Origin of the sequence: Vibrio sp. Makdt (genome assembly GCF_027587015.1) — a bacterium.
Taxonomy (GTDB): Bacteria; Pseudomonadota; Gammaproteobacteria; order Enterobacterales; family Vibrionaceae; genus Vibrio; species Vibrio chagasii_B.
On the sequence record NZ_JAPPTH010000020.1, the window covers coordinates 62,000 to 86,283 of the forward strand.

Consider the following 24,284-nt stretch of genomic DNA (forward strand, 5'->3'; position numbering starts at 1 on the left):
CCTAATAGCTCAGTGTCACTGAGGACACGAGTACGAGATCAATTATGCAGTTGCACTCTGATTTTGAAGATATTCAAGGTATTGATTTAAAACCTCTATATCATCAGAGCGCTCGAGTGCTTTGGCATGAGTTTTACGAATCGTATCAATGCTATTTTTCACATCTAAATATGATAAAACGGCTTGTTCGGATTCGATGGACGGTTTGACGTAAGCCTTAGTCCCCTCGAGCACATTGCTTAAATCTAAACGGCTCTCGTTGAACATTTGTTTCATTATCACTGCAGACTTAACCATACCAGAGCGACCATCACCTAACGCACAATGGACTAACACATTCCCTTCGCGTGTACTCAATAAGTCAAGTACCCGATTCGCTAGACCATCGAAATCTTCACTTAAAGGCTGTGTAAGGGCTTTGATTGAAAAGAAGTCCTTGATATACGTCGTCTTGTTAGAGATATACTCGATATTGTGACTCGCTAGTTGCTTAGTTAGTGATACGATCTCTCTTGCCGACATACCAGAATCAAGGGAGATCAATGCCGAGACATTGTTTTGTTTTAGGTTCTCACAAAACGTCATCAGCTGCGCGCCAGTAGAATAGTTTTAATTAGGTCGGCCAATCGAACCAATTCTAAGCTCGGGGTGAATGTCAGAAAGATTAATAATGACAACCAACTTAATAAGAACTGATACTAAAGAGCACAAATTAATAGCCCGCTAAATTAGAGAGGTCTAATTTAAAAGATAATTAAGACTTAACATTAATAATGCTCATAAATGTAAAATCACCTATTAAGCTGCATAATAAGAATGACCATCAAATAGATAGCAACCTAAATATTCTGACAAAAAAAGTGATTTACTAGTCATTAATCAACCTAGACAAGATAATAAGGCTAACAACCAAATAGTATTTTGTTACAATCCAACCGATAATTATTACCTTTAAAACCAATACCTTATCACCATAAGTTGCATTATTAGCCACGTAAATAGCTTCCCAATCTATACATTTAGGTATTTTATGTTTGGAATAAAACGAATAAAACTAGAAAACCAATCACTTAAAAAGGAACTTGCCGAACTAAAAAAGAAGCATGAATCTGATATTAATGCTCTCGAAATGGAATTAAATAAGTCGCAAAACCTCGCTCAATCGACACATCAACAACATCACAACAGCAGTCAAATGATGTCTAATTGCTTGAAAGGTGGAGATATGCTCAAAACCATTCAAAAAGAGATGGTTGAAAGTGCGAAATCTATGGCTCATGAAAACCAAGAGCTTCAACAGCTGGATGATATGTTTAAACAAACACATCAAGCATTAGTACGCCTAGACAACCGAGCAATCAAGATCAGCGATCAGGCGTCTCAAAGCATTCAATCTGTCGATATATTGGATCATACGGCTGGCGCTATTTCTAACCTGGTATCGACTATCCAAGAGATTTCAGACCAAACTAACCTTTTAGCATTAAACGCTGCTATTGAAGCCGCGCGCGCAGGTGAAGCTGGACGCGGATTTGCAGTCGTCGCTGACGAAGTAAGAACCCTTGCGGGTAAGGCCAGTGAAGCTAGCGAAAAAATTGACTCATTAGTAAAGCAAGTTTTGGGGCAAGTAAACGCGATAAAGACCTCTATTGGAGAGAACCAAGTTTGCGCAGAAGAAGTATCAGCGTCTTCCGCGCAAATAAGCTCTATTGTTAACGAAGTGGTTGTGAAGTCAGAAAACATGAAGCAAGTGATTCATATTGCTTCTACTCGTGCGTTCTTGGATTCAGTCAAACTCGACCACGCTATCTGGAAAAATAATACCTACCGTCTACTCCAAAGTGGTTCATTTGGTGAAACCATCAACACCCATTCAGAGTGTCGCTTAGGCCAGTGGTATTATCGCGGAGATGGTAAGGCTTACAGTCATTTGAGAAGCTATCAATTGCTTGAGGAGCCACACAAACAGGTGCATGACAACGGTCGAAAAGCCATGCATCAAGCAGCCTCAGGAGATACAAAAGGCACAATCACAGCGGTTCAAGCAATGGAAGATGCGAGTATCCAAGTTGTGTTCCAAATTGATCGTTTAATGAATGAAATTGTAGAAACTGAATCCAATAAAGAAAATGCACGACTTAGTTGGGCGTAACTTGAAGCATAAGTCTCTACAATAAACAAATAACACCCGATCGACTATCCACTCGATGGGGTGCTTTTGTTTGCTGACATAATTCCTTTTGGTAGAATTTTAACCACCTTTACTGACTAAGCTGCCCGAACTTAGGCAGACTCTTCACAAACCTTTGGTGTACGTCCATATAAGTTTGCATATAGATCTCGTCGATGTACTCGTTACTCGGGAAGCTCGATGAGAAGTCTGCGTGTTTACGGTCAATCGATAACTTAGCCGCCTCGATAATATGTGCAATAAACATGCGAGGATCTTCTAAACCAATCGAGATACGCATAGTCGTAGGTTTAATGCCTGCTTCATTAAGTGCCTCGTCGCTCAACTCTGAGTGAGTGGTCAATGCAGGACACAACGCCACCGTATTGGTTTGCCCAAGGCTTACTTGCATACCGATAGCGGGTTCAAGCATATCGAAGAACTGTTTGAACCCATCTCGATTGATTGGTGCACGGTCGCCATTACCTTCCATATCGATAGTAAACAGCGCGGCGGGTAGCCCCAAGTACATGTTGTTTTGGCAGTGATCATAGTTATCGCTGTCAGGTAAAGCGGGACATGAAACATTGATGTCTGGGTGAGCATCAAAGATCTTCGCCAGCGTCAGTGTATTAATCGTTTTCTGCACCACACGCATCTCATAGGTTTTCATGCCGTTAAGCACTTCAAACGCTTTGTCTGCATCTAAGAATGCGCCTTTAATGTAATACACATTCCAGAACAGGGTTTCGTTCCAAGGAATCGTCGCCTCATCGCCATTGGGCTTGGTGAAAGTGACATCCTCTCCTTTTGGAACAAACATGGTCTCGTTGCGCCCAATCACAACACCTGCTGTGGTGGTGCCAGAACCGGCAAGCTCTTTGGTATACGAGTGAATCACATAATCTGGCCTTTCCATCACATCATCGCGTTTTAATACTGGGTGCAGCAGTGGTGTGCCCACTGTCGAGTCAACAATCACATCCCAACCACGAGAGTGACCGGCTTTACTTATACTCGCAACATCTAATACATAGCCGTGCGGGTTACACGGTGACTCAAGGTAAACGTAGATTTTCTTGCCTACAGCGAGGCGATCAGCATATTTATCGGCAACCTCATCAAGCCGAATCGCAAACTCATCCCCGGAATAACCATCCACCCACTCTACCGCGACATTCAGATTCGACGGCTTGCCAAACCAATCCTCCAGCAGCTGATAAGAACCGCCGTAGATGTTGCGTGAAGCCAACACAATATCTTCATGCCCTAGCAAGTGACTCAGCAAGCCATCAATGGCCGCCATCCCCGAGTTAAAGTTCCACGCAAGATACTCATTGGCTCTTGATCCTGCCTCTAGATCAACCATGTGGTTCGCAAGTGAAATCGATGTCGGGTTGAGAAGTCGAGAATAGATATCGTGCAGTGGCTCTTTACCATTGAACGCATCTTCAATCCATTCAGTACAGGCAAACAGATAAGTCGCCGTGCGCGTAATAACCGGGCTGGCAGAAAAGATAGCCGCCACATTATCGAAGATAGGATACGCGCCTTTTGAGGCAAAATTACCATTGTTAGTCGCAATAGATTGGTAAGTCGCGCGCATTGGGTTTTGCAGGTTATCGAGGATCTTAGCGATCTGGAACGACAGGAAACGTTTGGCGTTAAACCAAGCGATACGGTCACTCTTATCCAGCTCTGAAAGGCCATCAACCGTCAATGCCCAAAGATCGTGTGTTTTGGTGTTAGCTTTGTACAGTGTCGTCGCTAATTCCACCAGCGTGGTGCCGTAATCACTGCTTGGATCAATGCCAAAGTGTTTTGCTTGCTCAATGGCAAGGGCTTCTGCTTGTTCGTGTTTGGTGGTTTTACGCAGTGGGCTAAGTTGAGTCGAAGTATTCATAATTGCTAAGTCATTCCATCCTTGTTGTACCTCCTTTAATTTTAGTGTTACATAGATGTTAAAGATTGCTATTTGCGAAGTAAGACATACACTTTGAGCAATAATATTGCTAACTACGGTTTAATATTGATGGAATATGCCAATGGATGAGATCGACAAGAAGATACTGGCTGAACTGCAAAGCAACGCACGACTCACCAACCAAGAGTTAGCCGACCGCGTAGCGCTTTCTCCCTCCCCTTGTTTACGCAGAGTTCGAGCACTAGAGAAACAAGGGATCATTCGTGGCTATCACGCCAGTGTCGATCAGGAAGCGTGCGGCCTGCCCGTAAACGTGTTTGTGTTGGTAAAGCTTGAAAAACCAACTGAAGATAACATGCGCGATTTTGAGCAGCACATTGAAGCGATTGATGAAGTACTAGAGTGTTTTCTGATGACGGGGAATCACGACTACCTGCTGCATGTGGTGAGTGAGTCGCTCAAAAGCTACGAGCAATTTATCCGCAAACAGTTAACTCGCCTACCCAATATCGCTTCTATTGAATCCAGCTTCGCCTTTGGTCAGGTAAAAACAAAGACCAAGCTGCCAGTGAGGTAACTGAGTCCTCTACCTAAGCGCTGATTAGGTAGAGGCGCAACCTCGCATTAAACGTTTATCTGACTGTCATCAACTTTTTGTACTTTGATATAACAAATAACAAAAAATATTTGAGCGATCGTTCAGGTATGTGTGGATTTCTACTATAGTTGACAAGTTAAACAGCTCACTACAAGGAAAAGTTATGAATCAAAATACCGAATCTCAATCAGTACCAACTAGATCTATCCCTCAAGAAGCATTTGATTGGTACGATGAATATGCGCACGGGCTGATTGATCGAAGGGAGTTTATGGCGCGACTGTCTGGGCTCGCTGTGCTTGGCTTAACCATGACGACGCTAACTTCTGCCTTGATTCCTAATTACGCCAACGCAGAGCAAGTCTCATTTAATGACCCATCCATCAAAGCGACCTACGAGACATTCCCTTCCCCGAAAGGACATGGTGAAGGTCGTGGTTACCTAGTCGTACCCAAAGAGCTCGAAGGTGATGCGCCTGTTGTCTTAGTTGTTCATGAAAACAGAGGCCTAAACCCATACATTAAAGATGTAGCAAGACGTCTAGCCGCTGCCGGATTTATTGCCTTTGCCCCTGATGCGCTCCATTCACTAGGTGGGTATCCAGGCAATGATGATGAAGGCCGAGCGATGCAGAAATCACTCTCCCGAGACAAAATTGAAGAAGACTTCATAGCAGCGGCAAATTTTCTAAAATCTCATGAGAAAAGTAACGGCAAGCTAGGAGCTGTCGGTTTCTGCTTTGGCGGCTACATCGTGAATATGTTAGCTGCTGTCATGCCAGAACAACTGGATGCAGGCGTCCCGTTCTATGGCACTCCGGCTGCCCCTGATTTAAGAAAGAACGTTAAAGGGCCATTGCTCATTCAATTTGCAGGAATCGATAAGCGCGTCAATGCGACTTGGCCAGACTATGAAGCTGAGCTCAAAGAAATTGGGGCTGACTACACCGCTTATATCTATGAGGGTGTGAACCATGGTTTCCACAACGATTCAACTGGTCGATATGCTGAAGAAGAAGCTGAGCTAGCTTGGTCTCGTACACTTGAGTTCTTTACTAAGAAACTCTCTTAGTTGCACTAGCGGATCTGTTTCTGTACAGCGAGAAATGACCACGCTTTAGCCTATAAAAAACAAGACCTCGCACGAGCGAGGTCTTGTTTTTGAACCATACCAATCAGATTATTAATTAATAACTGGCTGGCTCCCTACTGAGTACGTCAGCTTGTAGAAGTGAGCTTCACTTTCGCCATTTTTAAACTGGTTATAAACCCCAGCTTTAAAGTAGCTTTTCTTCTCATTCCAGTAAGTGATGTCGTGGTTGATCGCCGTCTTGTCGTTATGATTGATGATTAGCTTGTTACCACCAACATAGATATCAAACTTGTCTGTGCCCTCTGCTGCGATTGGTGCAATTGGTAGCTTCAAATACGCATTTTTACACGCTTCTGTACCCTTATTACCACTCTTAGAGCCACAGTTTACTGCATTATTCTTAATGACAGCCCAGTACCAATCATTCTTGCCGCTACGTTCAGCCTCGTAAACGACACGGACCAACGGGTGCGGAATGTATCCTTCTCCAGAAACACCATCTGGGAAGTCGGCAGAAACACTACCCGCGTTATGAACTTGAAGGTATGTGATTGCATCGTTCTTCGCTTTATCTGTTTTAGCTACTGATTCGCTTGGGTTGATTGGTTGGATTTCAGCACCCAAGTGATAGTACTTGTCAGCCTCGCCAACATTAAAGTTCTTGTAGACACGAACCTCACTACGATTCTTGTAACCCGGCATTTTAAACACAAGTGCTTCCGACGCTTTATCTACGTAAAAGCTATCTAAAACTAAACCATCAAATTCGCCGTTGAGTGCATACTCTGATTTGTTACCCGATTTTCCAGTTGGATCAGATGCCTGAAGCTTAGAAACTTTTAATACATCTTGAAATTGTGCGTAGTCTGCAGGTGCAACCTTTTCTGTCGCATTTGCACCGAATGCTACCGATACCGCTGCGGCCAAGAAACAAGTTTTGAGTGTGTTTTTCATGTTATTCATTACCCTAGTAATCGACACCATCTGTTATAGAGCTACAAGCAGAGAGAGCCACGTCATTGTGAATTTCTATGATTCGCATTGTATTCACAGAACCACTTGGCTACTGTGATCTAGTGCTATTGTATTACTTAAACTTCAAGTTAAACACTAAGGTAGTGAGATAAGTCACACTCAAAAAGCATAATGTGTCTTCATTTAGGGTAGTACTTATAACGATTAATCAGGCCTATACTCTGAATTTCTCGACCAAATTTGGCTTGGGTTCAAAGTAAGTCATCAACATCAAATTAAAATATAATAGTATTTATTAAGCGCGAGGATTAAGTGGATGTCTGGATCAGTTGGCTACAGAAACACTCTGCCTAATAACACCGAAGATCAGCTAAAAACTACTAAACGACTGAGGAAGTCGCTGCTCTTCATCCCATCCTGATAGCTCAATGTTGATCAATGATTTGCGCTTCTCATTACACAATGAAGCGATATTGATGATAGGAAGTTGGCTACGAAACTGGGCGGTGAGTATCACCTTTTTACTTTCGTTAAGGCCGCTTCGGCATTGCGCCAAAATCGTGTCTGTCTCTAGTTGATGTGCGTTTTCGATAGCCTGAATATCAGCGTTTTTTTGATAGTAACTTGTGAGCCAAGATATCGCCTGCTCTTCTATGCTGGTAAGCACAATGACATCTTTTGTTGCCATCAAATCGTTGAGTTCAAGTTGTTTGAGTTCCGTTTCCATAAATACTCTCTTCCTCGAGTCAGTAACCATCACATTAAAGTCTATTGCCCAGTGTCGCCTGTGCCAAATGATAGCCTCTGTCTATCATCTCTTTTGAGCGTTCAAACTCTAGTGTGCCACAGGCATTGCGTGGGACCTCAAGGGTGATATCGGCAGGATAAGCGGCCAGTTTCTGACGTGCAATGGTCGATTGCATCGCATCAAACGCTTGGTTGGCAATATCGTAGGCCGCAAAGTTAAAGCTCATTTTACTTTTGACGTTATTACCTAAATTATCGATAAAGTGCGCAACCTTATCGTGCAGGTTACTCTCTTTTGTCGGAAGGGGAAGAGGTGTCACTTCCTGCTTAAGTATTTCAGGTTCACCACCTAAGTTTACGGCCAACGTCACGTCTGTGTTATCACCGAAGGTCGGCGCAATGGGCACAGGATTGAGCACTCCGCCATCAATCAGTTCTTCGCCATTGATGACATGAGGTGTGAAGAACAGTGGCAGAGAGATAGAAGCGCGAATGGCATCAAACAAGGAGCCAGATTTCAGCCAAACCTCTTTTTCTTCAGCGACATTAGCAGCAACGGCGGTATAAGGAATAGGCAGCTCTTCAATAGCAATCTCACCGATTAACTGACGTAGAGAGTCTATGATCTTATCCCCTTTGAACATCCCGCTCGATTGCCATGAAAAGTCCAACAGCATAGTCATATCAGACTGGTCGATACTGGTGATCCACTCTTCGAATTCGTCCAACTTACCCGCCGCGTAAACCCCACCAATAAGCGCGCCAATTGAACAGCCAGAGATAGATTTTATCTGATAGCCATGTTCAATTAGCCAGCGGATAACGCCAACATGAACCAAGCCTCGGGCGCCGCCACTACCCAGTACCAATGAGATCGTTTTTGCCATCGTTCTAATCCTTTAATTCATCAGCTCTTCAAAGCCTTAGGTAAAAAGTATATCACTTTGTATAACCATAGACAGTGTAATGATATGAAAACTGCCTCACCTATACGCTTAAATGTGTTAGCAGAAAACGAGTCATTCCAGCAAGTCTAAGCGCGGCCAGGAATCTAGTTTCCGCGAGCGCTGATACAAAAAAGTCGCCCACTTAAAAGCGAGCGACCTATGGTGACTATTCTGTTTCCGAGCTGCATTCAGTTAGTGAGCTCATTCTGCTTATGGAAACGGAGAGCTACAACACGCGTAAGCACTCTTCTGGCGACAAGCTCAAGAGTGTATTGGCGAAGTTGATCTTCTCGTCACGCCATCTCAACGTAGCTTCTCGGCCGTCTTGTGAATGTCGGTCAGCTTCAAAGTAGCTTTTTCGTGGTAGTCCGTTTGCTGGCGTCATCACCATAGATTGCTCATTCAAGCGAATCGTAAATAGGAACTGACCACGCTGCCCTGTTTGCGCTGCTGGGTGGTGCAATGTGGTATCACAACAATAACGTTTATCACGCAGTGCACGGCATGTGTACTCAAAGGCATCTTGTGCACCACGTCCAGGGAACGCGGTATAAATGCTGATGCCATCACGTTGCAAAGACTGGTCACCCGCCGCGAGTTGCACCGCGTGTTGGATCATCCTAAAGCCTAGAACCACACCACCAATGCTGTTCAATCCACTGTATTGAATTGCGCCTTCTAAGCTCAGGTGAAGTTTGTCTTCTCCTTCATAGAGAAAGAGATCAGGCGATGCCCAATCGCTCTTTGGAATAAGCAGTTGAGTAATATCCGAGTGTTCCATGTTGGTCTCCGCAACAATGAGTATGTTTGAGACAACAAAATAACGTAATGAGAATTATTATCAATAAATTTAATTCAAAACGTTGCTATCAGACGGATTTACATTTAGCTTTGGCAAAACTCATAACAACAGCTGCCTTTCTTCCTTTGGATTACTAAAAGTTGCCTTCTAGCGTATACCTTGGTCTCAAGCGTATCGTTTACTTTTCAGACAGCTTCACCATCAAACCACACCCAAGACTTCTAGCAAGTAATAATCGATAGACTTTAACGGATGCTTTAGCGCCAAGCATTTCTTGTTAGATATTCGTTTATTACCCATTAAGTTCATCGTCTACAAACAAGCTTCCCCATCCAAGTTACAGGCTTTCATTCTAGTGCCTTCATCCTACGACTAATGTCTAACTGCCTGAGTCTATTTGTTTTTTTGGGTTTGGTATAAGGTACTAACAACTAAATGTTAACGAATCTTTAATTATAAGTTGACGCATTGTTTGCACATCTGCATGAGTCAATAACGTTTGTTGGAACAACACACCTAAGAGTGTGAATGAAAGGAATCAAAATGAGCACTACTTTAGAGTCCGCACATATACAAACAGAGAAGCCTCAAGCCAATGAGGATGAACTCACCTATGAACAACAACATAAACCAAGCTCAGTGTTTGAATCCCGAGAACAGTATCTAGAGCACGAATTGCAAATCATGTCGCCTAAACGCTGGCGTCCAAATTTGCCGTTTAAAGATTATCGATTTGAGATAGAAGACACCATCCCTGCGATGGCGGCGACCATTGGTAAAGTGGTTATGGTGGGTGCGATTGCAGCCACCTTTGCTGGAGCTCTCGGGTTAAATGAAGACTTTATTCTAGAAAACGTTCGATACGAACTCCTTATTGCCTCTGTTTTCATCATCCTTTTCTCTGGTTTTCTATTGCCGACTGCAAACCTCGCAGGTACACACGGCCCACTTATTCCATTAATCCCTATTGTTGTTGCCGCTGGCGGTCACCCAATGGCCTTTGGCTTGTTGATTGGCGCATTTGGCTTGCTGTTAGCCATCAGTAAAGGTGGCAGTATGTTGGCTAACCTCACCAGTAAAGGCGTGTGTGGCGGATTGCTGCTCTACCTTGGCTTCGTGGGAACCGCTTCTCAAGTGAAAAAGCTGTTCGCTTGGGCAGAAGGCATCGGCATGAGCCACATCGCTTTTGTCGTGATCTTCTGCACCATTATCTTGTATGCACTATTGGAACACTTCCGTAAACGTTGGTTAGCTGTGCCTCTTAGCTGCTTGCTAGGTGGTACGATTGCATTTGCCATGGGTGCCCCATTCGCTTTCCACACAGAGCCGGGCCTACCGAACATGAACCCTATGTATTGGTGGGGAGAAAATACCGGTTGGATGCTTGGCCTACCGACGATTGAGCACTTCATGGTAGTACTGCCGTTCGCGATTCTTGCGGTAGCGATGTGGTCACCAGACTTCTTAGGGCATCAAGTATTCCAAAAGATCAGCTACCCAGAGCGCACTGAAAAAGTACACATGAACATTGATGACACCATGACAACAGCGTCTATTCGTCAAACATTCGGCTCGCTACTTGGTGGTACTAACTTTACGTCCTCATGGGGTACTTACATCGTACCCGCGGCGATTGCAAAACGCCCTATCCCTGCAGGTGCTCTACTGACGGCTCTGTTCTGTATCATCGCTGCGATTTGGGGCTACCCGATGGATTTAGCTATCTGGCAACCGGTACTGTGTGTCGCTCTGATTGTAGGTGTATTCGTTCCACTGCTAGAAGCGGGAATGGAGATGACACGTGAAGGGAAAACCACTCAATCAGCAGCGATTGTTGTGTTTTCATCAGCGCTTGTGAACCCAGCATTTGGTTGGTCTCTCACCATGCTACTAGACAACTTAGGCTTAGTTGGCTGTAAAGAACGTAGTGGTGAACTGAGTAAGATGAGCCGCTGGGTACTTCCGGGCATTATGTTTGTTGTTCTAACAAGCGTGATGGCGTTGGTTGGCCTTCTACCAGGTATCCCAGCGATTATCCCAAGCTTTCGTTAAGCTCGGTTAATACTAAACTTCAATACAAAGGCCTCGCAAATGCGAGGCCTTAGTTTTTTATTAAGGACTATAACTGCCCTACTTTACTGAATTTAATCCATTCGGGTAATGAAGGTTTGCTCGTCATCGACAAAAGCCACATAGTCACCGTGATAGATGAACACTCGCCCACGACCTTCAACGATACAGGCCAGCTGCGGGTTCAAATCTTCTTCAAGATCTTTACTCTGATAGGTGCCAGTATCAGTGATGACGCCGCGAAGTGTCGGCAAAAAACCATAGCTACGCTTGGCTTGGTCAATCAAACTCAATTCACTGTTACTAGAAAAGTACGATGGGATTGGGCCAGCATCTTCGATAAACATCGGTTTTAGTTCTTCAAAGGCGGTAATCACCAGCCAGTCGATGCCGTTTACATGATGGATAAACATAGTGGTTCTCAATATTTCTAATGCAGAGATTCTATCACTATCAACGTCAGAACGTAGGAGAAATTGAGTTTCACTCGGAACACAAGAATGCCCTGCAATCGCGAGACATCAGTTTTTCTATCGAACTGTTACAGCGATCCTTTAACAACTACAGCGCATTCTCGAACTTCACTGGCTTCACCGCTTTCACAACGTTGTGTTGAACAGGACCAGAGCCTCCCCCTCTAGCTCCCCCTCAAATGAAGTTCACCGACCTGTTTAGATTAACGTTCGAGGGGGAGAACATTCTTTGGCGTTGGACTTATAGCAGCATATGCAGCGAGCGGTATTCAGTTCCTCCCCTTTACTAGGGTCATCAAGAGATTGGAGATGTAAACCAAGGGGAGGTTAGGAGGGGATTTGTAGCTCATTCTCACGTACAACTCCCCTACTTCACCAGCTTCAAAGCTTTCACTTGCGTTATGTTGAATTGCTGAGTTGTGCTAGCACTGGGAAATGACTGTCCCTTAAATGTAGAAACAACTGCAAACCTTAACGTGTTTCTTATTCGTTCCTGAGTTCGTTTACGCAGAATTTCTTGCTAAAAAGGTAGAAAAGTTTATAGTATTTTTTAAGAAAACTTTGAGAATTGATATGTCATTACAGAAAAAACAACCCAAAGTATCACTGAACATTAAAATTCCATCAGACTTAGATTTCCGTCTTAAGCGAGCGAGAAAAGCAGCGCGTGATCAGGGCTTAATGTTTAACGTATCTCAAGAAGTTGAAAAGTTTCTTGAGAAGGAAATAAAGAAAGTGGAACGCCAACTATCAATCGATGAAGAGATTAAGAATAACCTCGAGGATCTTGGTGGGCTTAATATAGATAAAATGATGAAATCAATGGATTAATCAAAATACGAACATCTGTTGATTCAATTGAATTACAAACGACAAACAAAGCGTGGAGATGATTATGGGCACAATAATTGGACTGTTAATTTTGGCTGGTATCAGTGTATTCCTAAAGCGCCAAACGGGACTTCATTTGCATGAGTGGATTGCAAAAAAATACAAAGAATCTCAAGACAAAAAATAGTGGATTCTCACAGTAGTGACAGACTCCATCGACTAGACTTCAAAAACGAAGGCTTCACAATCGCGAGGCCTTCGTTTTATCTATAGACTGATTGCAACCGCCCTACTTCACTGATTTCACCGCTTTCATCAACGTTGTGTCTGGCCAGCTCTAGTAAACCAAAACCTCCCCCTCTAGCTCCCCCTTAAATGGAGTTCACCGGTCTCTTGGAAGTACGTTCGAGGGGGAGAACATTCTTTGTCGCTCAATGTATCTCAGCACACATAACGATCAGTATTAAGTTCCTCCCCTTTCCCATTACCAACAAAAGATTAGAGATGTAAACCAAGGGGAGGTTAGGAGGGGATTTATAGCCGATTCTCACATATATCTGCCACTTTGTTTTGTTTGCCCTACAAAACACAAAAAAGGCCTCGCACACGCGAGGCCTTCGTTTTTTCTATAGAGTGATTACAACCGCCCTACTTCACTTACTTGACCGATGTCATCAACGTTGTGTTGAACGTTGTGTTGAACGTTGTGTTGAACGTTGTGTTGAACGGCTGTGGTTGTTCAAGTTGCCTTAGCACTAGTAAATGGTCTGAACCTTCAATGTAAGATGCTTTGACTCTTGATAAGAGTCGCTATTGATTCTGTAGCTTATGGAACCCATTAATTCGCTGATGGAGCTCCGTGCCCATAGTCAAAGATACCGATAGGCTAATCAAAGCAATCACTGCTCCTGTAACAAACACCCATTGATAACCGGACATCCAAATTATTCCTAACAAAAATGGCAAGAACACCGCTGCAATATGATTAATGGTGAACGACAGACTCGCCGTTGAAGCCACCTCATCTTCCCTAATTGTCTTTTTAAAGTAGGCATTTAAAGCGATCGCAAAACTAAAAATAATACTATCGACAACATACAGCCCTGCCGCCGCATAATGATCATCCACAAATGCGTAGGATAAGAACACCAACACTAACGCAGCATACTCAATGATCAGCGCTAACTTCTCGCCTACTCTATCGATTAAGCGCCCAACATAAGGCAAAGCAAGCGTCGCAGCTAAGCTAGAGACCATAAAAAGCGCAGCCATCATTGGGACGGTGTAATGAAACTTGGTCACCATCAGCAAGCCAGCAAATGCCACAAAGATTTGTCTTCTTGCCCCATTCAAAAAGGTCAGAATGTAATAGGTTGTGTACTCACGCCGTATAACGAGTTTGGTGTGTTGCTTGACCTCTGTGGGAGTATCTCGAAACGTGATTAAATAAACTGCCAGTGAGAAACATATTAGGCCACAAGTAAAGAAGATGACCTTATTTGAAACGTCAAACAGATAGCTCGCGACCATAATACCTAGAAACGTCGCCATGGAGAAAAGTGACGCAGCAGAGCGAATCTTTCCCATTGATTCACTAAAATTCTCAGTTGCTAACAATTGAGTCGAGAGTGATTTGTTTACCGCTTCTAGATAATGGAAACCGATAGACATGATTGTCGTGCTAAAATAGAAGCCATAAATCGAAGGCAAATACCCAGTCACTGCAACGCCCAGCCCTAATGTTGCAACTGATAATACCGCGACTCTCTGTTCTGAAGCGATGAACAACAGAAACAGCACAGTAAATGAAAGCAAGCCAGGAATTTCTCTAACGCTCTGCAGTACACCCACGTCAGCCCCTGTCATACCAACAGTGTCGACAGCGAAGTTGTTCATCACAACTCGCCACCCCGTATTCGCTATCACCGATGCAATAGCGATAATAACCAACATCGCGAATGAGCTCCGCGATGTTAAAAGTCTAAGCCAGAGAGTCATTTAAGCCGCCGATTCGAAAAGAAAGTCTTGAATATGATCACGCATAAATAAAGCCATGGAAGAGAGGTCTTCCCATGTTTCTTTATTCGTGTGAGTGATGCACTCAACAAAAACTTTGCTTAAGAGTGGCTCAGCATGTAACCAGCGACTGACACACTGCCCGGTATAAGAGACATGCTGCATTTCATCTTCTAAGATTTTTTGAATCGTTGGACGCATTTGTTTCATGTAATCATCGTCAGACTCATCGATGATCGCCAAATGCAGCAACAATAAACGCCATGAGCGTATTTCAATAGAGTGAACCCTAAACAGAAACGTCTTGATCTCATCGTCAAAGTTCATGACTTTATCTAACTCATATTGAACCTCATGTTCATGTGTTTCTGTCTCATAGCCGGTCAAAGGAATAAGGCTGGCAAACAACGTAGAGTGATTCATTTCATCATTATAATGACGCAACATAAGCGGCCTTAGCTCATCATCAGCATACCGCTCAGCAATCCTTCGTAACCTTGCCGCACCTTTGGCTTCATCTATCGCATTGTGCAAAAGGTAGTAAGCCATCATCTTTTTATTTTGAAAAATAGTTCGAGCCAAGCCATTCATCATCTCAGACGTGAAAGACAAATCAGATACCAAATACTGCTCGATGCAATCTTTATATTCTTTTGAAAGACTCACGCCTTTGTCATCAAATAAACCATAGAGACTATTTTGTATATTATTCATAAACCATTCCTTTCCTCAGCAGACATCTTCAACAAGACACTCTCTCGAGTGCCTCATTGAGGGGTAGCAAGCTAATTAGCGAGACTCTTTTTTGTTGTGTTCTGACGGGGCTGGATTCGGTTCAAAGGCAGCATTTGATCGCACCAGTCTTGGTGGTTGGCTAGTGATGTCTTGCTTCTTAAGCTTTAGCGATAAAGCCGCTATTAGTTTTCCGTTCATATTCAGATCCTCAAAAATAATGTTATGTTCCTAGCTCAGTAGCGATATGCAACTAATACCGAGAACACAGAGACAATACAGATCGTTAACAGGTTGTTACACGATCATTTTTAGAATGTTATTTTTTGGGATTGATACGTATTCAGATAACTTTTAATTAATTAAGAAATTCATTTGAGGTGATTATTTTCTGCAGGTGATGAGAACTTTTCCGCTTCACTGTAGAGTTCAAAAACCGTATCGGCGACCAACCGTGCTTTAGGTAAAACTTGCTGACCTAGCTCAGTCAGTGATAACGCCCGAGTCGAACGATTAAACAGCTTACCACCTAGCTTTGATTCGAGTTGTTAGCTCTTACGGCTGACCGTTGTTGTAGGAACATTGAGTTCACGTTCCGCCTGAGCAAAACAGCCCAACTCAACGACTTTCGCTAATAGTAGTCACGACGATATCTCTTTCGTCTGCCCTCTCCAGCCATCCCGTATCTGGGATACAAATCTATATAACTCAATCATTCATTTTTGAACGAATAAGATTCAAACCTGTCTATTTTTGAAATCTACCGTGTTTCGTAAAATAGCGCCATCAACTTGCTAACACATAATGAAGGTTTCCTATGAGCACATCACAATTAATTCTTGAGCTATCTCTTATCGGCACAATGCTACTCGTTACGGGTGTTTTTTTGGTCCGTAGCTATGACAAAACCGATGGCATAGGAACAAAAGTCCAAAAGATCCTAACGGGCCTTCTTGGCGCTTTTATGGTGATGGCGGGAACCGTAAAATTCTTTGACCCGTTTACGACCATGTTTGCAAAACAAATCGCACTGAGTGAACTGCCTTTCCCGACTCTGTCTCGATGGATGGGCCAATTAGGTGAGATTTTTGCAGGTTTACTGCTACTGGCGGTGATGATTGGTAACAAGGCACTCGCGGCACCGATTAAAGATAGAGCGATGCAATTATCAACGCTATTAACGACCGCAATTATGATTGTCGCGGTGTATGTTCACCTATTGCCAAATGTGCCAGCAGAAGTGCTACCGCTTCAGTCTAAGCCACCTGTAATGACACTGATTATTCTTGGATTAGCTTGGTTAAATGCATTCCTATATTTTCGTAAAAAGTAATCGCTAAAGTCACAAAATAAACGCCAGATTAGTTCGTCTAGTCTAGCGCATTTCATTTATAAATAGGCATTTCATAAATACAATAACTACGAATCTCGCACTGAGTGAATCGACGCCAAAAATTCCGCCGATTGCCCAAACCGTTCAAAAATCATGTCCCTAAAGGCAACCACTCTGGTCGCTATCAGCTTTCTGTCTGCCCACACCAAAAATGCTTTACCGGTTGGGTATTCAACGTCTGGCAATACCTCTATTAACTCTTTTCTTTCTGCATGCTTTTCAAAGGCTGCTCTTGGCATCATACAAATTCCAGCTCCCGCTATTGTCGCATCAATATTTAGACGCAGGCTGCTGATTGAGTAACGAGGCTGATAGGGAATGCGGATCGCCTTGCCATCTTCTTTTAGCTCCCAATATGGCAAGTTATTACCTGAGAGTAGCTGATGGTTAATCAACTCTTCTGCTCGTCCGGGCTGACCATGTTTTTCAATATAGCTGGGTGATGCCGCTAGCATCAATGGTGATTCAAACAACTGACGCTGAATTAAATGATTGGCGTGAGGTGGGGTCGTCACAATCGCAAGGTCAATCTGCTCATCAAAGAAGCGCTCTGTGCCTGCGCTAAATTGAATGGTGACGGAGACCTCTGGGTGAAGCTGCATAAACTCAATTGCCATCTTTTGCAGAAAATTATCAGCAAATGGCTCAGGGCAAGATACTCGGATTTCCCCCGTTAATACGGGCTGACTATTCGAGAGCTGCGTCCATTCATCATTCAGCTGCATAAATAGAGCAGCGAAGCGCTGGTAATATTCGTCGCCAGCTGTCGTGAGCTGGAACTGTTTTGCATTACGGTGTACCAGTTTTTCACCCAGTTTATCCTCAAGACTTGCCACTGCCCTTGATAACGTCGGGGCTGAAACGTGTGTTTTAAGGCTCGCCGCTGCAAAACCACCGCACTCGACAGATTGGCAAAACAGATAAAGATTGGAGATGTCTTTTGCTTTCATAATTGAACGCTCTTGAGGATTACACTCTGAGTTAATCATTCAAATATGAAAGATTCAAGTTCAATGTTGTCTATTTTTGATTGTTATGGGCGGGACTAATATAACCCCATCAGTTAGCCAATCGAAGTCAGGCATAAGAGAGTCAATCATGAAAAAGTTTTCACGTAAGTTCCAATACCCACTAATGGTTTCTATGGTTTTACCTACTATGCTTCTCAGCATGCCAGCCATCATGGTAGCGAAAACACTGCCAGAGCAAGGCGTATTCTTTGATGCATGGTTAAACGCAGTTTCACAAATGGTGCCATCTGCACTGTTAATTTTAGCCCTTGTAGCACCAGCGGTTCGTCTATTCGTAACCAAAGTTCTACTAGAGCCAGAAGTAAAATAATTATCCCCGTCATACTTGAAGCTGCAGCTTTGTTAACTGCACAAGCTCACCCTAATCACATAGAACATTATGCTCATAGGGATGAACTAGCTTGTTGCCGCGCTGCAACTCCAATTATTTAGGCTAAAAGTCAGTAATAGAGAATAGGAAAGAGAAAATGAGCGAATTTAAACTACACACTGTTGAGTCAGCACCAGAAAAAAGCAAAGCAATCCTTGAAGGTGCACAAAAGCAAATGGGTATGATTCCTGGTCTTTACGCAGTAATGGCTGAGTCTCCTCAAATCCTAACAGCGTACACGCAACTGCATCAGCAATTCACCAACACATCATTCGACGCTGAAGAGCTAACAGTTGTGTGGCAAACCATTAACGTTGAACACGAGTGCCACTACTGCGTCCCTGCACACACTGGGATCGCGCACTCAATGAAGGTTGACCCTGCATTAACTGAAGCACTGCGTAACGATGAAGCAATGCCAACTGAAAAGCTTCAAGCACTAAAAGACTTCACTCTTTCTGTAGTTCGTGAACGTGGCAATGTATCAGAAGCAGACCTAGCGGCATTCTTCGCGGCAGGATACGGCCAGCAGCAGGTACTGGAAGTGATTCTTGGTCTATCGCAAAAAGTGATCAGCAACTACGTAAACCACGTAGCTCATACGCCAGTAGACAAAGTATTTGAAAAGTTTGCTTGGTCAAAAGAATAACCCAACGACCAATTAGAGCGGGCTATCGTCCGCTTTATTTTTGTTTGCTCTATAAAACCAAAACCTCCCCCTCTAGCTCCCCCTCAAATGGAGTTCATCGGTCTCTTTAGATATAAGACCGAGGGGGAGAACATTCTTTGGCGCTCAATGTATATCAGCACACATAACGATCAGTATTAAGTTCCTCCCCTTTCCCATTACCAACAAGAGATTGGAGATGTAAACCAAGAGGAGGTTAGGAGGGGATTGTGAGCCGAATCTCACATGTATCTGCCACTTTGTTTTATTCGCTCTACACAACACAGAAAGGCTTCGCACACGCGATGCCTTAGATTTGTCAGTAGAATGATTACAACCGCCCTACTTCAGTGACTTCACTGCTTTCATCAACGTTGCGTTGAACTGCTGTGATTGCTCAAGCATTGGGAAATGACCTGAATCTTCAATGTAGTAAATTAACTCAGCTACCCGACATAACCGCTAATAAATCTAATTTCGACTCTGAATAGCTCTCTACGTCATGCAATACAAAATATTGAAAGTGTAAATAACAATCCTAACACTTACAGAAAATGTAAACCGCCCCCCAACTAGAGTAAATACTCTATTGAAGGCTCCCAACACTCAATGCTAACGTAGTTGTAACAATTTAAACCAATAAGCAACAAACGAACCATAAAGGCTTGCGATGAAAAAACGAACAATTGGTATCATTGGCATTGGTCCTCGCGGACTAAGCGTATTAGAGCGAATAGTAGCTCTATCGATAGACACTCCCTACCAACCATTGGAGATCAAAATTTTTGACCCAAACCTTCCAGGTTCGGGATGCCATGATGTCAAACAACCGAATCATTTGCTTGTCAATACTGTTAGTTCTCAAATTACAATGTTCGCCGACGAGAGTGTTAGTGAAGCTAGAAATGTGATTACAGGGCCTACTTTCTACCAATGGTTATGTGAAAGACCACGAGATGAGTTGAGTCCAAAAGCAATATTACCGAACGAATACTACTCCCGTTCTCTTTTTGGTGAATATCTTAACTGGGTATTTCACTATCTTGTTGATATCTCAGCCCCTCACATAACGATAGACTATTTACCTCATGAAGTTGTTGATATCGATAAGTTAGATGACGATTCCTGGAATTTACGAGATGACCGAGATGTCCTCACTAATGTTGAATATATTTACTTAACAACAGGGCATACAAAACCCAAACATCTCAAGCTTGATACTGCACAAGAAATTACCAATCCATACCCAGTGAAAGATAAGCTAAAGCATGTATCTTCAGAGCAAACAGTTGCCCTCCAAGGCCTTGGGCTGACGGCTTGCGATATTTTGGCAGAGCTATCTATTGGGCGTGGTGGTAAGTTCATCCGAACTCAAAGAGGTAACCTAGAATATTCACCTTCAGGAAATGAACCAAAGATAATAGCGTATTCGCGTACTGGCCTCCCTTTATCAGGTAGAGCTGAAAACCAAAAAGGAACATCTAAACAATACCATGCTAGATTCCTAACACCTTCAAAGGTTGCAAAACTTAGAGAGATGGGCTCGATCAACTTTATCAAGGATGTACTTCCTTTACTGATAAAAGACATGGAGTATGCTTACTACGAGAGCTACCTTAGCCAGAAGAAAGGACTCATAGCCGCACAAAAATTCTGCAACCAATTCCTATATTCAAATCTGAATGAACAAAAAATTTTAGTTGCTAAAACAATTCCTATTGAAGATAGATTCAGTTGGGAAAAACTCGCTGCACCGATTCCCAGCTACGCACTTAAATCTCCAGAAGTTTATATCGCTTGGCTGATAGATCACCTTGAAGACGACATAAAAGAAGCAAAAAAAGGAAACATAAGCAGCCCAATAAAGTCTGCTAGCGATGTGTTACGCGACTTAAGAGACATAATTCGAGACGCTATCGACTTTAAAGGCCTTACCGAAGAGTCACATCGTTGGGTTGACTCTGTGTTTATTCCTTTAATGAACCGAATTGCTGTAGGCCCACCAAAGGAAAGAATTGAAGAGATGGTTGCTTTGCTGAAAAGCGGTGTGCTCAAGCTAAATCTCGGCCCCTCGCCAGAAGTGATGAGCTGTTCAAGTACTCATTTGATCACACTCAAATCAACGGTATGGCCTGAACTACAAGAGCAAGCCGACATAAAGATTCATGCAAAAGTGTCTATGCACAGCCCAAAGGACGATGGGACACAGCTCTGGGAAAACCTTCTATCTAAACAGTATGCAAGACTGCACTTCAATGGTGACTACCACCCTGGTGGCATTGATGTAACGCCGAACATGAATGTGATCAATGCCAACGGTATGGAGCAAATTAACATTTGGGCATTAGGCATGCCTACAGAAGGCAATAAATTTTACACCTTCATAGTGCCTAGGCCTGGTGTTAATTCTACGGCAATCGTCGATGCTGGTAGAGCTGTCAATACATTGTTTAAACAGTTGTCTGGAACCCAAACTGAAGGTAAAGAATATGCCACATAATAAACTATTAAACCGCAGCACCTTCGCTGGGCTCGCAGCAACACTAGTTGGGAATGGTATTGGCCGCTTTGCCTACATAGCATTAATACCTGTGCTCATTCAAAGTGGGTGGTTCTCAAGCGAAGATGCCTCCATACTCGGCGCAGCTACACTGATTGGCTATATTTTCGGAGCACCTGCTTCGAGCTTTTTACAAAGATATTATTCAACAGGCACACTCATACGTGCCTCTTTATTGCTAAGTAGCTTCAGTTATCTTGGTTGTGCCTTAAAGTCTGCCCCCTTTGAATGGTTTTTAACACTTAGAACTATTGCTGGTGTATCCGGTGCGATACTCATGGTACTCGCTCCCCCTGTGATCACCAGCCTTCACCCTCAAGAAATGAAAGCAAGAATCAGCGGCGTCGTGTTTTCAGGCATCGGTATTGGCGCGATGATTTCAGGAACCATCATACCTTTACTTATCTACCAAAGCGTTGAGAGTGCATGGTTAGGTATGGGAGCGATCGCTTTCGTTGCAACTGTCCTGACGTGGAACGCTTGGTCTCTTGAGGTTAAGCCAAACCATTGTGATAAAAGTCCATCGACGTTTGATGCCTTATCTAAGAATGAGCGTATCAGTGTTAGCTGTGTACTGTTGGCCTATACCTTCAACGCTATTGGCTATCTACCTCATACTCTTTTCTGGGTCGACTATATTGTTCGAGAGCTAAAAATGAGTTTTGCGAGCGGTGGGTTTTATTGGGCTGTTTTTGGTATAGGAGCAGCGATTGGACCAATAGTAACCGGTATATTAGGTGATAAGTTTGGACTTAAAAAAGCACTATTAGCGGCGTTTACTTGCAAAGCTACCGGGGTTGCTCTTCCACTCTTAAGCACCAGTGAAACAGCACTTTTTGCTTCATCTTTGTTGGTCGGTATGTTTACGCCTGGCACCGTAACACTGGTATCAACCTACACCTTAGAAATCGTTGGGACACAACTCCATACGAAATCTTGGGGAGCAATGACAATGGCGTTTGCTATATCGCAAGGAATAGTCGGCTTCGTTATGGCTCACTACGCCCCTCAACTCACCAGTTATAACTTGTTATTTATGATCAGCGCGAGTGCACTGATTTTGTCGATATTCTGCATCGCATTTACATCAACCAAACAGCAGACATTAAACACTGCTCAAACAAGTTCTTAGCAAAGGAATCGCTCATGAAACTGTATTTAAACGACACCTCGCCATTCTCCAGGGCAGTGCTGGCAACGGCCTATTTATGTGATGCTCCAATGGTTCTTGAATGGGTCGACCCGTGGCAAACACCGAGCACATTGGTCGCAGTTAATCCATTTAGTACCATTCCTGTTCTAGAAACCAGTGATGGGGTTGCACTGACCGAGAGCTTAACGATCTGCGAGTTCCTCATGCAAGCATACCCAACAGAAAAGCTAGCAGCGACCAAGGCTAGCGACACTCAACGCATGTCGTTATTGGGAGTAAGCAAAACGTTGATGGAAGTAGCATTTCGATGCGCTGCATTGAGCCGCTTCGAAGCTGAGCAAAACGTGCTAACGATTAGGGGAAAGGAAGGTATTGAAAGAAGCGTTAAAGGACTTATCAGGCAGTTGAAAAGCAATGATGATTTGCTCAAACCTGACTTCTCAACATTGTACCTACACATCGCATTAGATTACGTCTTATTCAGGCATGCTAATTTGCTTTCAGCAGAAGAGTGCGACATCCTCACGACTGCCTTACACAGTTCGCCTTTTAAAGACACATTGGCAAAACTTAGCCTAGAGTCGCTTTCAAAAAAGCTTAACTATTGCGAATACAAAAATTTCTGATCACTTTAACCAGCGTTATGTCGAACAAATCTAACAAGGCCTCGCACACGCGAGGCCTTCGTTTTATCTATAGACTGATTACAACCGCCCTACTTCACTGACCTCACCGCTTTCATTAACGTTGCGTTGAACTGCTGTGGTTGCTCAAGCATTGGGAAATGGCCTGAGTCATCAATGTAGTAAATGCTGTAATCCTTGATGTGTTTCTTGTTCGCTTCTGAGTCTGTTGGCCATAGGCGAGCGTTCACTAATATTACTGGCACGTTCACGTTCTCATACACGCGATGTGCTTCGCCTGTTACGTATTGGCCTAGATAATGGCGGAACTGGTTTATCGCGATAGCTGGCGGTGCTGAGGCCATGTCTTGCGTTACCCAGTAAAGTAAATCTGCTTCTACGTCTTTTGGTAGCGAGTCTTTCACGAACATAGTAATACCCGCTTGGAAGTCTGCTTCAAACGGTTTAGTCATTGCATCTAAGTCGCTTTGTGAAACCGCTAGTGCGACGTTTTGCGATGTATCGACACCAATAATGCCCTTCACTCTTTTCGGCATCAGTTTAGCGGCTTCTGCAATCACACCACCTGCCATGGAATGGCCGACTAAGATGACAGATTCGAGTTGTTCTTTGTCGACTACGGCTTTGATGTCTTCAGCGAACGCAATCATGGTGTACTCTTCGCGGTTGAACGACGAGTTACCATGCCCTACTAAGTCCACAGTGATCACTTGGTGCTGCTTTGAAAACTCACTCACTTGGTTTTGCCAAAGCCTGCTGTCTAAGCTCCAACCGTGAATGAAGATCAGCGCCGTATCCCCGCTCCCACTTTTGCCATACGCAATTTGCTCACCATCGTGAGATATCGCAAGACCATACTTAACCATTGAATCGTGAGCCATGGCATTCATGCTACCAAGCGCCATGAATACCAAGAATGTGATGTTTAGAATTAAACGTTTCATAGTGTCTCTCTACTTACTTTGGAGAGGACACAGAAAGCGCCCCTCTCAATCAATATAGGCACTATAAAGTGTGAAGTTGTAGACGGGTCAATAGTGATTTAAATAAAAGCGTCTCCCGTGCTGGTGACTTAACCAAGTCATTTC

23 protein-coding genes and 1 pseudogene are annotated in these 24,284 nt (G+C 43.5%); 11 read left to right on the plus strand and 13 right to left on the minus strand.

Annotation, left to right across the window (positions count from 1 at the left end):
* Positions 1-42 precede the first annotated feature (42 nt).
* Positions 43-585, minus strand: coding sequence for a phosphatase domain-containing protein (locus OH460_RS20695; RefSeq protein ID WP_269999365.1), 543 nt, complete (start codon positions 583-585; stop codon positions 43-45).
* Positions 586-1,030: 445 nt separating this feature from the next.
* Between OH460_RS20695 and OH460_RS20700 the strand changes: the two genes are divergently transcribed.
* Positions 1,031-2,152 carry a methyl-accepting chemotaxis protein gene (locus tag OH460_RS20700; protein WP_269999366.1) on the plus strand — a complete coding sequence of 374 codons (1,122 nt, stop codon included), beginning with the start codon at positions 1,031-1,033 and terminating at the stop codon, positions 2,150-2,152.
* Between the two features lie 109 nt (positions 2,153-2,261).
* Here the strand turns inward: OH460_RS20700 and OH460_RS20705 are convergent, their stop codons facing one another.
* The gene (locus tag OH460_RS20705; RefSeq protein ID WP_269999367.1) at positions 2,262-4,073 is read right to left on the minus strand and encodes a PLP-dependent transferase; all 1,812 of its coding nucleotides are present in this window, start codon (positions 4,071-4,073) and stop codon (positions 2,262-2,264) included.
* Between the two features lie 142 nt (positions 4,074-4,215).
* Between OH460_RS20705 and OH460_RS20710 the strand changes: the two genes are divergently transcribed.
* Complete coding sequence (locus tag OH460_RS20710; RefSeq protein WP_269999368.1) at positions 4,216-4,671, plus strand: Lrp/AsnC family transcriptional regulator; 456 nt, start codon at positions 4,216-4,218, stop codon at positions 4,669-4,671.
* 184 nt (positions 4,672-4,855) lie between these two features.
* Complete coding sequence (locus OH460_RS20715; RefSeq protein ID WP_269999369.1) at positions 4,856-5,764, plus strand: dienelactone hydrolase family protein; 909 nt, start codon at positions 4,856-4,858, stop codon at positions 5,762-5,764.
* Between the two features lie 111 nt (positions 5,765-5,875).
* Here OH460_RS20715 and OH460_RS20720 read toward each other — a convergent pair whose 3' ends face one another.
* From OH460_RS20720 to OH460_RS20735, 4 genes are all read right to left on the minus strand, one after another.
* A complete protein-coding gene (locus OH460_RS20720) occupies positions 5,876-6,739 on the minus strand; it encodes a polysaccharide lyase family 7 protein (RefSeq protein WP_269999370.1) in 864 nt (287 codons plus the stop codon).
* 391 nt (positions 6,740-7,130) lie between these two features.
* Entirely contained in the window at positions 7,131-7,487 is a 357-nt protein-coding gene (locus tag OH460_RS20725; protein WP_269999372.1) for a hypothetical protein, read from the minus strand.
* 34 nt (positions 7,488-7,521) lie between these two features.
* The gene (locus OH460_RS20730) at positions 7,522-8,394 is read right to left on the minus strand and encodes a patatin-like phospholipase family protein (RefSeq protein WP_269999373.1); all 873 of its coding nucleotides are present in this window, start codon (positions 8,392-8,394) and stop codon (positions 7,522-7,524) included.
* Between the two features lie 286 nt (positions 8,395-8,680).
* Positions 8,681-9,235, minus strand: coding sequence for a hypothetical protein (locus OH460_RS20735; protein WP_171762177.1), 555 nt, complete (start codon positions 9,233-9,235; stop codon positions 8,681-8,683).
* Between the two features lie 564 nt (positions 9,236-9,799).
* Here OH460_RS20735 and OH460_RS20740 point away from each other — a divergent pair.
* The gene (locus OH460_RS20740; protein ID WP_269999375.1) at positions 9,800-11,308 is read left to right on the plus strand and encodes a DUF3360 domain-containing protein; all 1,509 of its coding nucleotides are present in this window, start codon (positions 9,800-9,802) and stop codon (positions 11,306-11,308) included.
* A gap of 92 nt (positions 11,309-11,400) precedes the next feature.
* Here the strand turns inward: OH460_RS20740 and OH460_RS20745 are convergent, their stop codons facing one another.
* On the minus strand, positions 11,401-11,739 hold the full coding sequence (locus OH460_RS20745) for a cytosolic protein (protein ID WP_116870390.1): 339 nt from the start codon (positions 11,737-11,739) through the stop codon (positions 11,401-11,403).
* Between the two features lie 633 nt (positions 11,740-12,372).
* Between OH460_RS20745 and OH460_RS20750 the strand changes: the two genes are divergently transcribed.
* Positions 12,373-12,630, plus strand: a complete 258-nt coding sequence (locus OH460_RS20750) for a hypothetical protein (protein ID WP_269999376.1) — start codon at positions 12,373-12,375, stop codon at positions 12,628-12,630.
* An 810-nt stretch (positions 12,631-13,440) separates the two neighbouring features.
* On the opposite strand, the gene OH460_RS20755 is transcribed toward OH460_RS20750, so the two are convergent.
* The 3 genes from OH460_RS20755 to OH460_RS20765 form a co-directional block, all read right to left on the minus strand.
* Entirely contained in the window at positions 13,441-14,583 is a 1,143-nt protein-coding gene (locus OH460_RS20755) for an MFS transporter (protein WP_269999377.1), read from the minus strand.
* 45 nt (positions 14,584-14,628) lie between these two features.
* Positions 14,629-15,360: a GTPase gene (locus OH460_RS20760; RefSeq protein WP_269999378.1), complete on the minus strand. Its 732-nt coding sequence runs from the start codon at positions 15,358-15,360 to the stop codon at positions 14,629-14,631.
* Positions 15,361-15,435: 75 nt separating this feature from the next.
* Positions 15,436-15,579: a hypothetical protein gene (locus OH460_RS20765; protein ID WP_155647293.1), complete on the minus strand. Its 144-nt coding sequence runs from the start codon at positions 15,577-15,579 to the stop codon at positions 15,436-15,438.
* 616 nt (positions 15,580-16,195) lie between these two features.
* On the opposite strand from OH460_RS20765, the gene OH460_RS20770 reads away from it, so the two are divergent.
* Positions 16,196-16,711, plus strand: a complete 516-nt coding sequence (locus OH460_RS20770; protein WP_269999379.1) for a hypothetical protein — start codon at positions 16,196-16,198, stop codon at positions 16,709-16,711.
* Between the two features lie 86 nt (positions 16,712-16,797).
* On the opposite strand, the gene OH460_RS20775 is transcribed toward OH460_RS20770, so the two are convergent.
* The gene (locus tag OH460_RS20775) at positions 16,798-17,721 is read right to left on the minus strand and encodes a LysR family transcriptional regulator (protein WP_269999380.1); all 924 of its coding nucleotides are present in this window, start codon (positions 17,719-17,721) and stop codon (positions 16,798-16,800) included.
* 148 nt (positions 17,722-17,869) lie between these two features.
* Between OH460_RS20775 and OH460_RS20780 the strand changes: the two genes are divergently transcribed.
* Together OH460_RS20780 and OH460_RS20785 are read left to right on the plus strand one after the other, a co-directional pair.
* Positions 17,870-18,112 carry a hypothetical protein gene (locus tag OH460_RS20780; protein WP_048606969.1) on the plus strand — a complete coding sequence of 81 codons (243 nt, stop codon included), beginning with the start codon at positions 17,870-17,872 and terminating at the stop codon, positions 18,110-18,112.
* Between the two features lie 157 nt (positions 18,113-18,269).
* The gene (locus OH460_RS20785) at positions 18,270-18,821 is read left to right on the plus strand and encodes a carboxymuconolactone decarboxylase family protein (RefSeq protein WP_269999381.1); all 552 of its coding nucleotides are present in this window, start codon (positions 18,270-18,272) and stop codon (positions 18,819-18,821) included.
* A gap of 360 nt (positions 18,822-19,181) precedes the next feature.
* Here the strand turns inward: OH460_RS20785 and OH460_RS20790 are convergent.
* A pseudogene (locus OH460_RS20790) lies at positions 19,182-19,277 on the minus strand (alpha/beta fold hydrolase); the annotation flags it as partial.
* A gap of 232 nt (positions 19,278-19,509) precedes the next feature.
* Between OH460_RS20790 and OH460_RS20795 the strand changes: the two are divergent.
* Genes OH460_RS20795 through OH460_RS20805 form a run of 3 tightly spaced genes read left to right on the plus strand, consistent with a single transcriptional unit; the run spans position 19,510 to position 23,178 of the window.
* A complete protein-coding gene (locus tag OH460_RS20795; protein WP_269999382.1) occupies positions 19,510-21,339 on the plus strand; it encodes an FAD/NAD(P)-binding protein in 1,830 nt (609 codons plus the stop codon).
* Positions 21,329-22,531, plus strand: a complete 1,203-nt coding sequence (locus OH460_RS20800; RefSeq protein ID WP_269999383.1) for a YbfB/YjiJ family MFS transporter — start codon at positions 21,329-21,331, stop codon at positions 22,529-22,531. The genes OH460_RS20795 and OH460_RS20800 overlap by 11 nt, the downstream gene beginning before the upstream one ends.
* Before the next feature lie 14 nt (positions 22,532-22,545).
* Positions 22,546-23,178: a glutathione S-transferase family protein gene (locus OH460_RS20805; RefSeq protein ID WP_269999385.1), complete on the plus strand. Its 633-nt coding sequence runs from the start codon at positions 22,546-22,548 to the stop codon at positions 23,176-23,178.
* 89 nt (positions 23,179-23,267) lie between these two features.
* On the opposite strand, the gene OH460_RS20810 is transcribed toward OH460_RS20805, so the two are convergent.
* Complete coding sequence (locus OH460_RS20810; protein WP_269999387.1) at positions 23,268-24,140, minus strand: alpha/beta fold hydrolase; 873 nt, start codon at positions 24,138-24,140, stop codon at positions 23,268-23,270.
* Positions 24,141-24,284 lie beyond the last annotated feature (144 nt).

Excerpts from the sequence above, each read along its gene's own strand:
- OH460_RS20695 (WP_269999365.1), bottom strand. The coding sequence starts at position 585 with ATGACGTTTTGTGAGAACCTAAAACAAAACAATGTCTCGGCATTGATC.
- OH460_RS20700 (WP_269999366.1), top strand. The coding sequence starts at position 1,031 with ATGTTTGGAATAAAACGAATAAAACTAGAAAACCAATCACTTAAAAAG.
- OH460_RS20705 (WP_269999367.1), bottom strand. The coding sequence starts at position 4,073 with ATGAATACTTCGACTCAACTTAGCCCACTGCGTAAAACCACCAAACAC.
- OH460_RS20710 (WP_269999368.1), top strand. The coding sequence starts at position 4,216 with ATGGATGAGATCGACAAGAAGATACTGGCTGAACTGCAAAGCAACGCA.
- OH460_RS20715 (WP_269999369.1), top strand. The coding sequence starts at position 4,856 with ATGAATCAAAATACCGAATCTCAATCAGTACCAACTAGATCTATCCCT.
- OH460_RS20720 (WP_269999370.1), bottom strand. The coding sequence starts at position 6,739 with ATGAAAAACACACTCAAAACTTGTTTCTTGGCCGCAGCGGTATCGGTA.
- OH460_RS20725 (WP_269999372.1), bottom strand. The coding sequence starts at position 7,487 with ATGGAAACGGAACTCAAACAACTTGAACTCAACGATTTGATGGCAACA.
- OH460_RS20730 (WP_269999373.1), bottom strand. The coding sequence starts at position 8,394 with ATGGCAAAAACGATCTCATTGGTACTGGGTAGTGGCGGCGCCCGAGGC.
- OH460_RS20735 (WP_171762177.1), bottom strand. The coding sequence starts at position 9,235 with ATGGAACACTCGGATATTACTCAACTGCTTATTCCAAAGAGCGATTGG.
- OH460_RS20740 (WP_269999375.1), top strand. The coding sequence starts at position 9,800 with ATGAGCACTACTTTAGAGTCCGCACATATACAAACAGAGAAGCCTCAA.
- OH460_RS20745 (WP_116870390.1), bottom strand. The coding sequence starts at position 11,739 with ATGTTTATCCATCATGTAAACGGCATCGACTGGCTGGTGATTACCGCC.
- OH460_RS20750 (WP_269999376.1), top strand. The coding sequence starts at position 12,373 with ATGTCATTACAGAAAAAACAACCCAAAGTATCACTGAACATTAAAATT.
- OH460_RS20755 (WP_269999377.1), bottom strand. The coding sequence starts at position 14,583 with ATGTTGGTTATTATCGCTATTGCATCGGTGATAGCGAATACGGGGTGG.
- OH460_RS20760 (WP_269999378.1), bottom strand. The coding sequence starts at position 15,360 with ATGAATAATATACAAAATAGTCTCTATGGTTTATTTGATGACAAAGGC.
- OH460_RS20765 (WP_155647293.1), bottom strand. The coding sequence starts at position 15,579 with ATGAACGGAAAACTAATAGCGGCTTTATCGCTAAAGCTTAAGAAGCAA.
- OH460_RS20770 (WP_269999379.1), top strand. The coding sequence starts at position 16,196 with ATGAGCACATCACAATTAATTCTTGAGCTATCTCTTATCGGCACAATG.
- OH460_RS20775 (WP_269999380.1), bottom strand. The coding sequence starts at position 17,721 with ATGAAAGCAAAAGACATCTCCAATCTTTATCTGTTTTGCCAATCTGTC.
- OH460_RS20780 (WP_048606969.1), top strand. The coding sequence starts at position 17,870 with ATGAAAAAGTTTTCACGTAAGTTCCAATACCCACTAATGGTTTCTATG.
- OH460_RS20785 (WP_269999381.1), top strand. The coding sequence starts at position 18,270 with ATGAGCGAATTTAAACTACACACTGTTGAGTCAGCACCAGAAAAAAGC.
- OH460_RS20795 (WP_269999382.1), top strand. The coding sequence starts at position 19,510 with ATGAAAAAACGAACAATTGGTATCATTGGCATTGGTCCTCGCGGACTA.
- OH460_RS20800 (WP_269999383.1), top strand. The coding sequence starts at position 21,329 with ATGCCACATAATAAACTATTAAACCGCAGCACCTTCGCTGGGCTCGCA.
- OH460_RS20805 (WP_269999385.1), top strand. The coding sequence starts at position 22,546 with ATGAAACTGTATTTAAACGACACCTCGCCATTCTCCAGGGCAGTGCTG.
- OH460_RS20810 (WP_269999387.1), bottom strand. The coding sequence starts at position 24,140 with ATGAAACGTTTAATTCTAAACATCACATTCTTGGTATTCATGGCGCTT.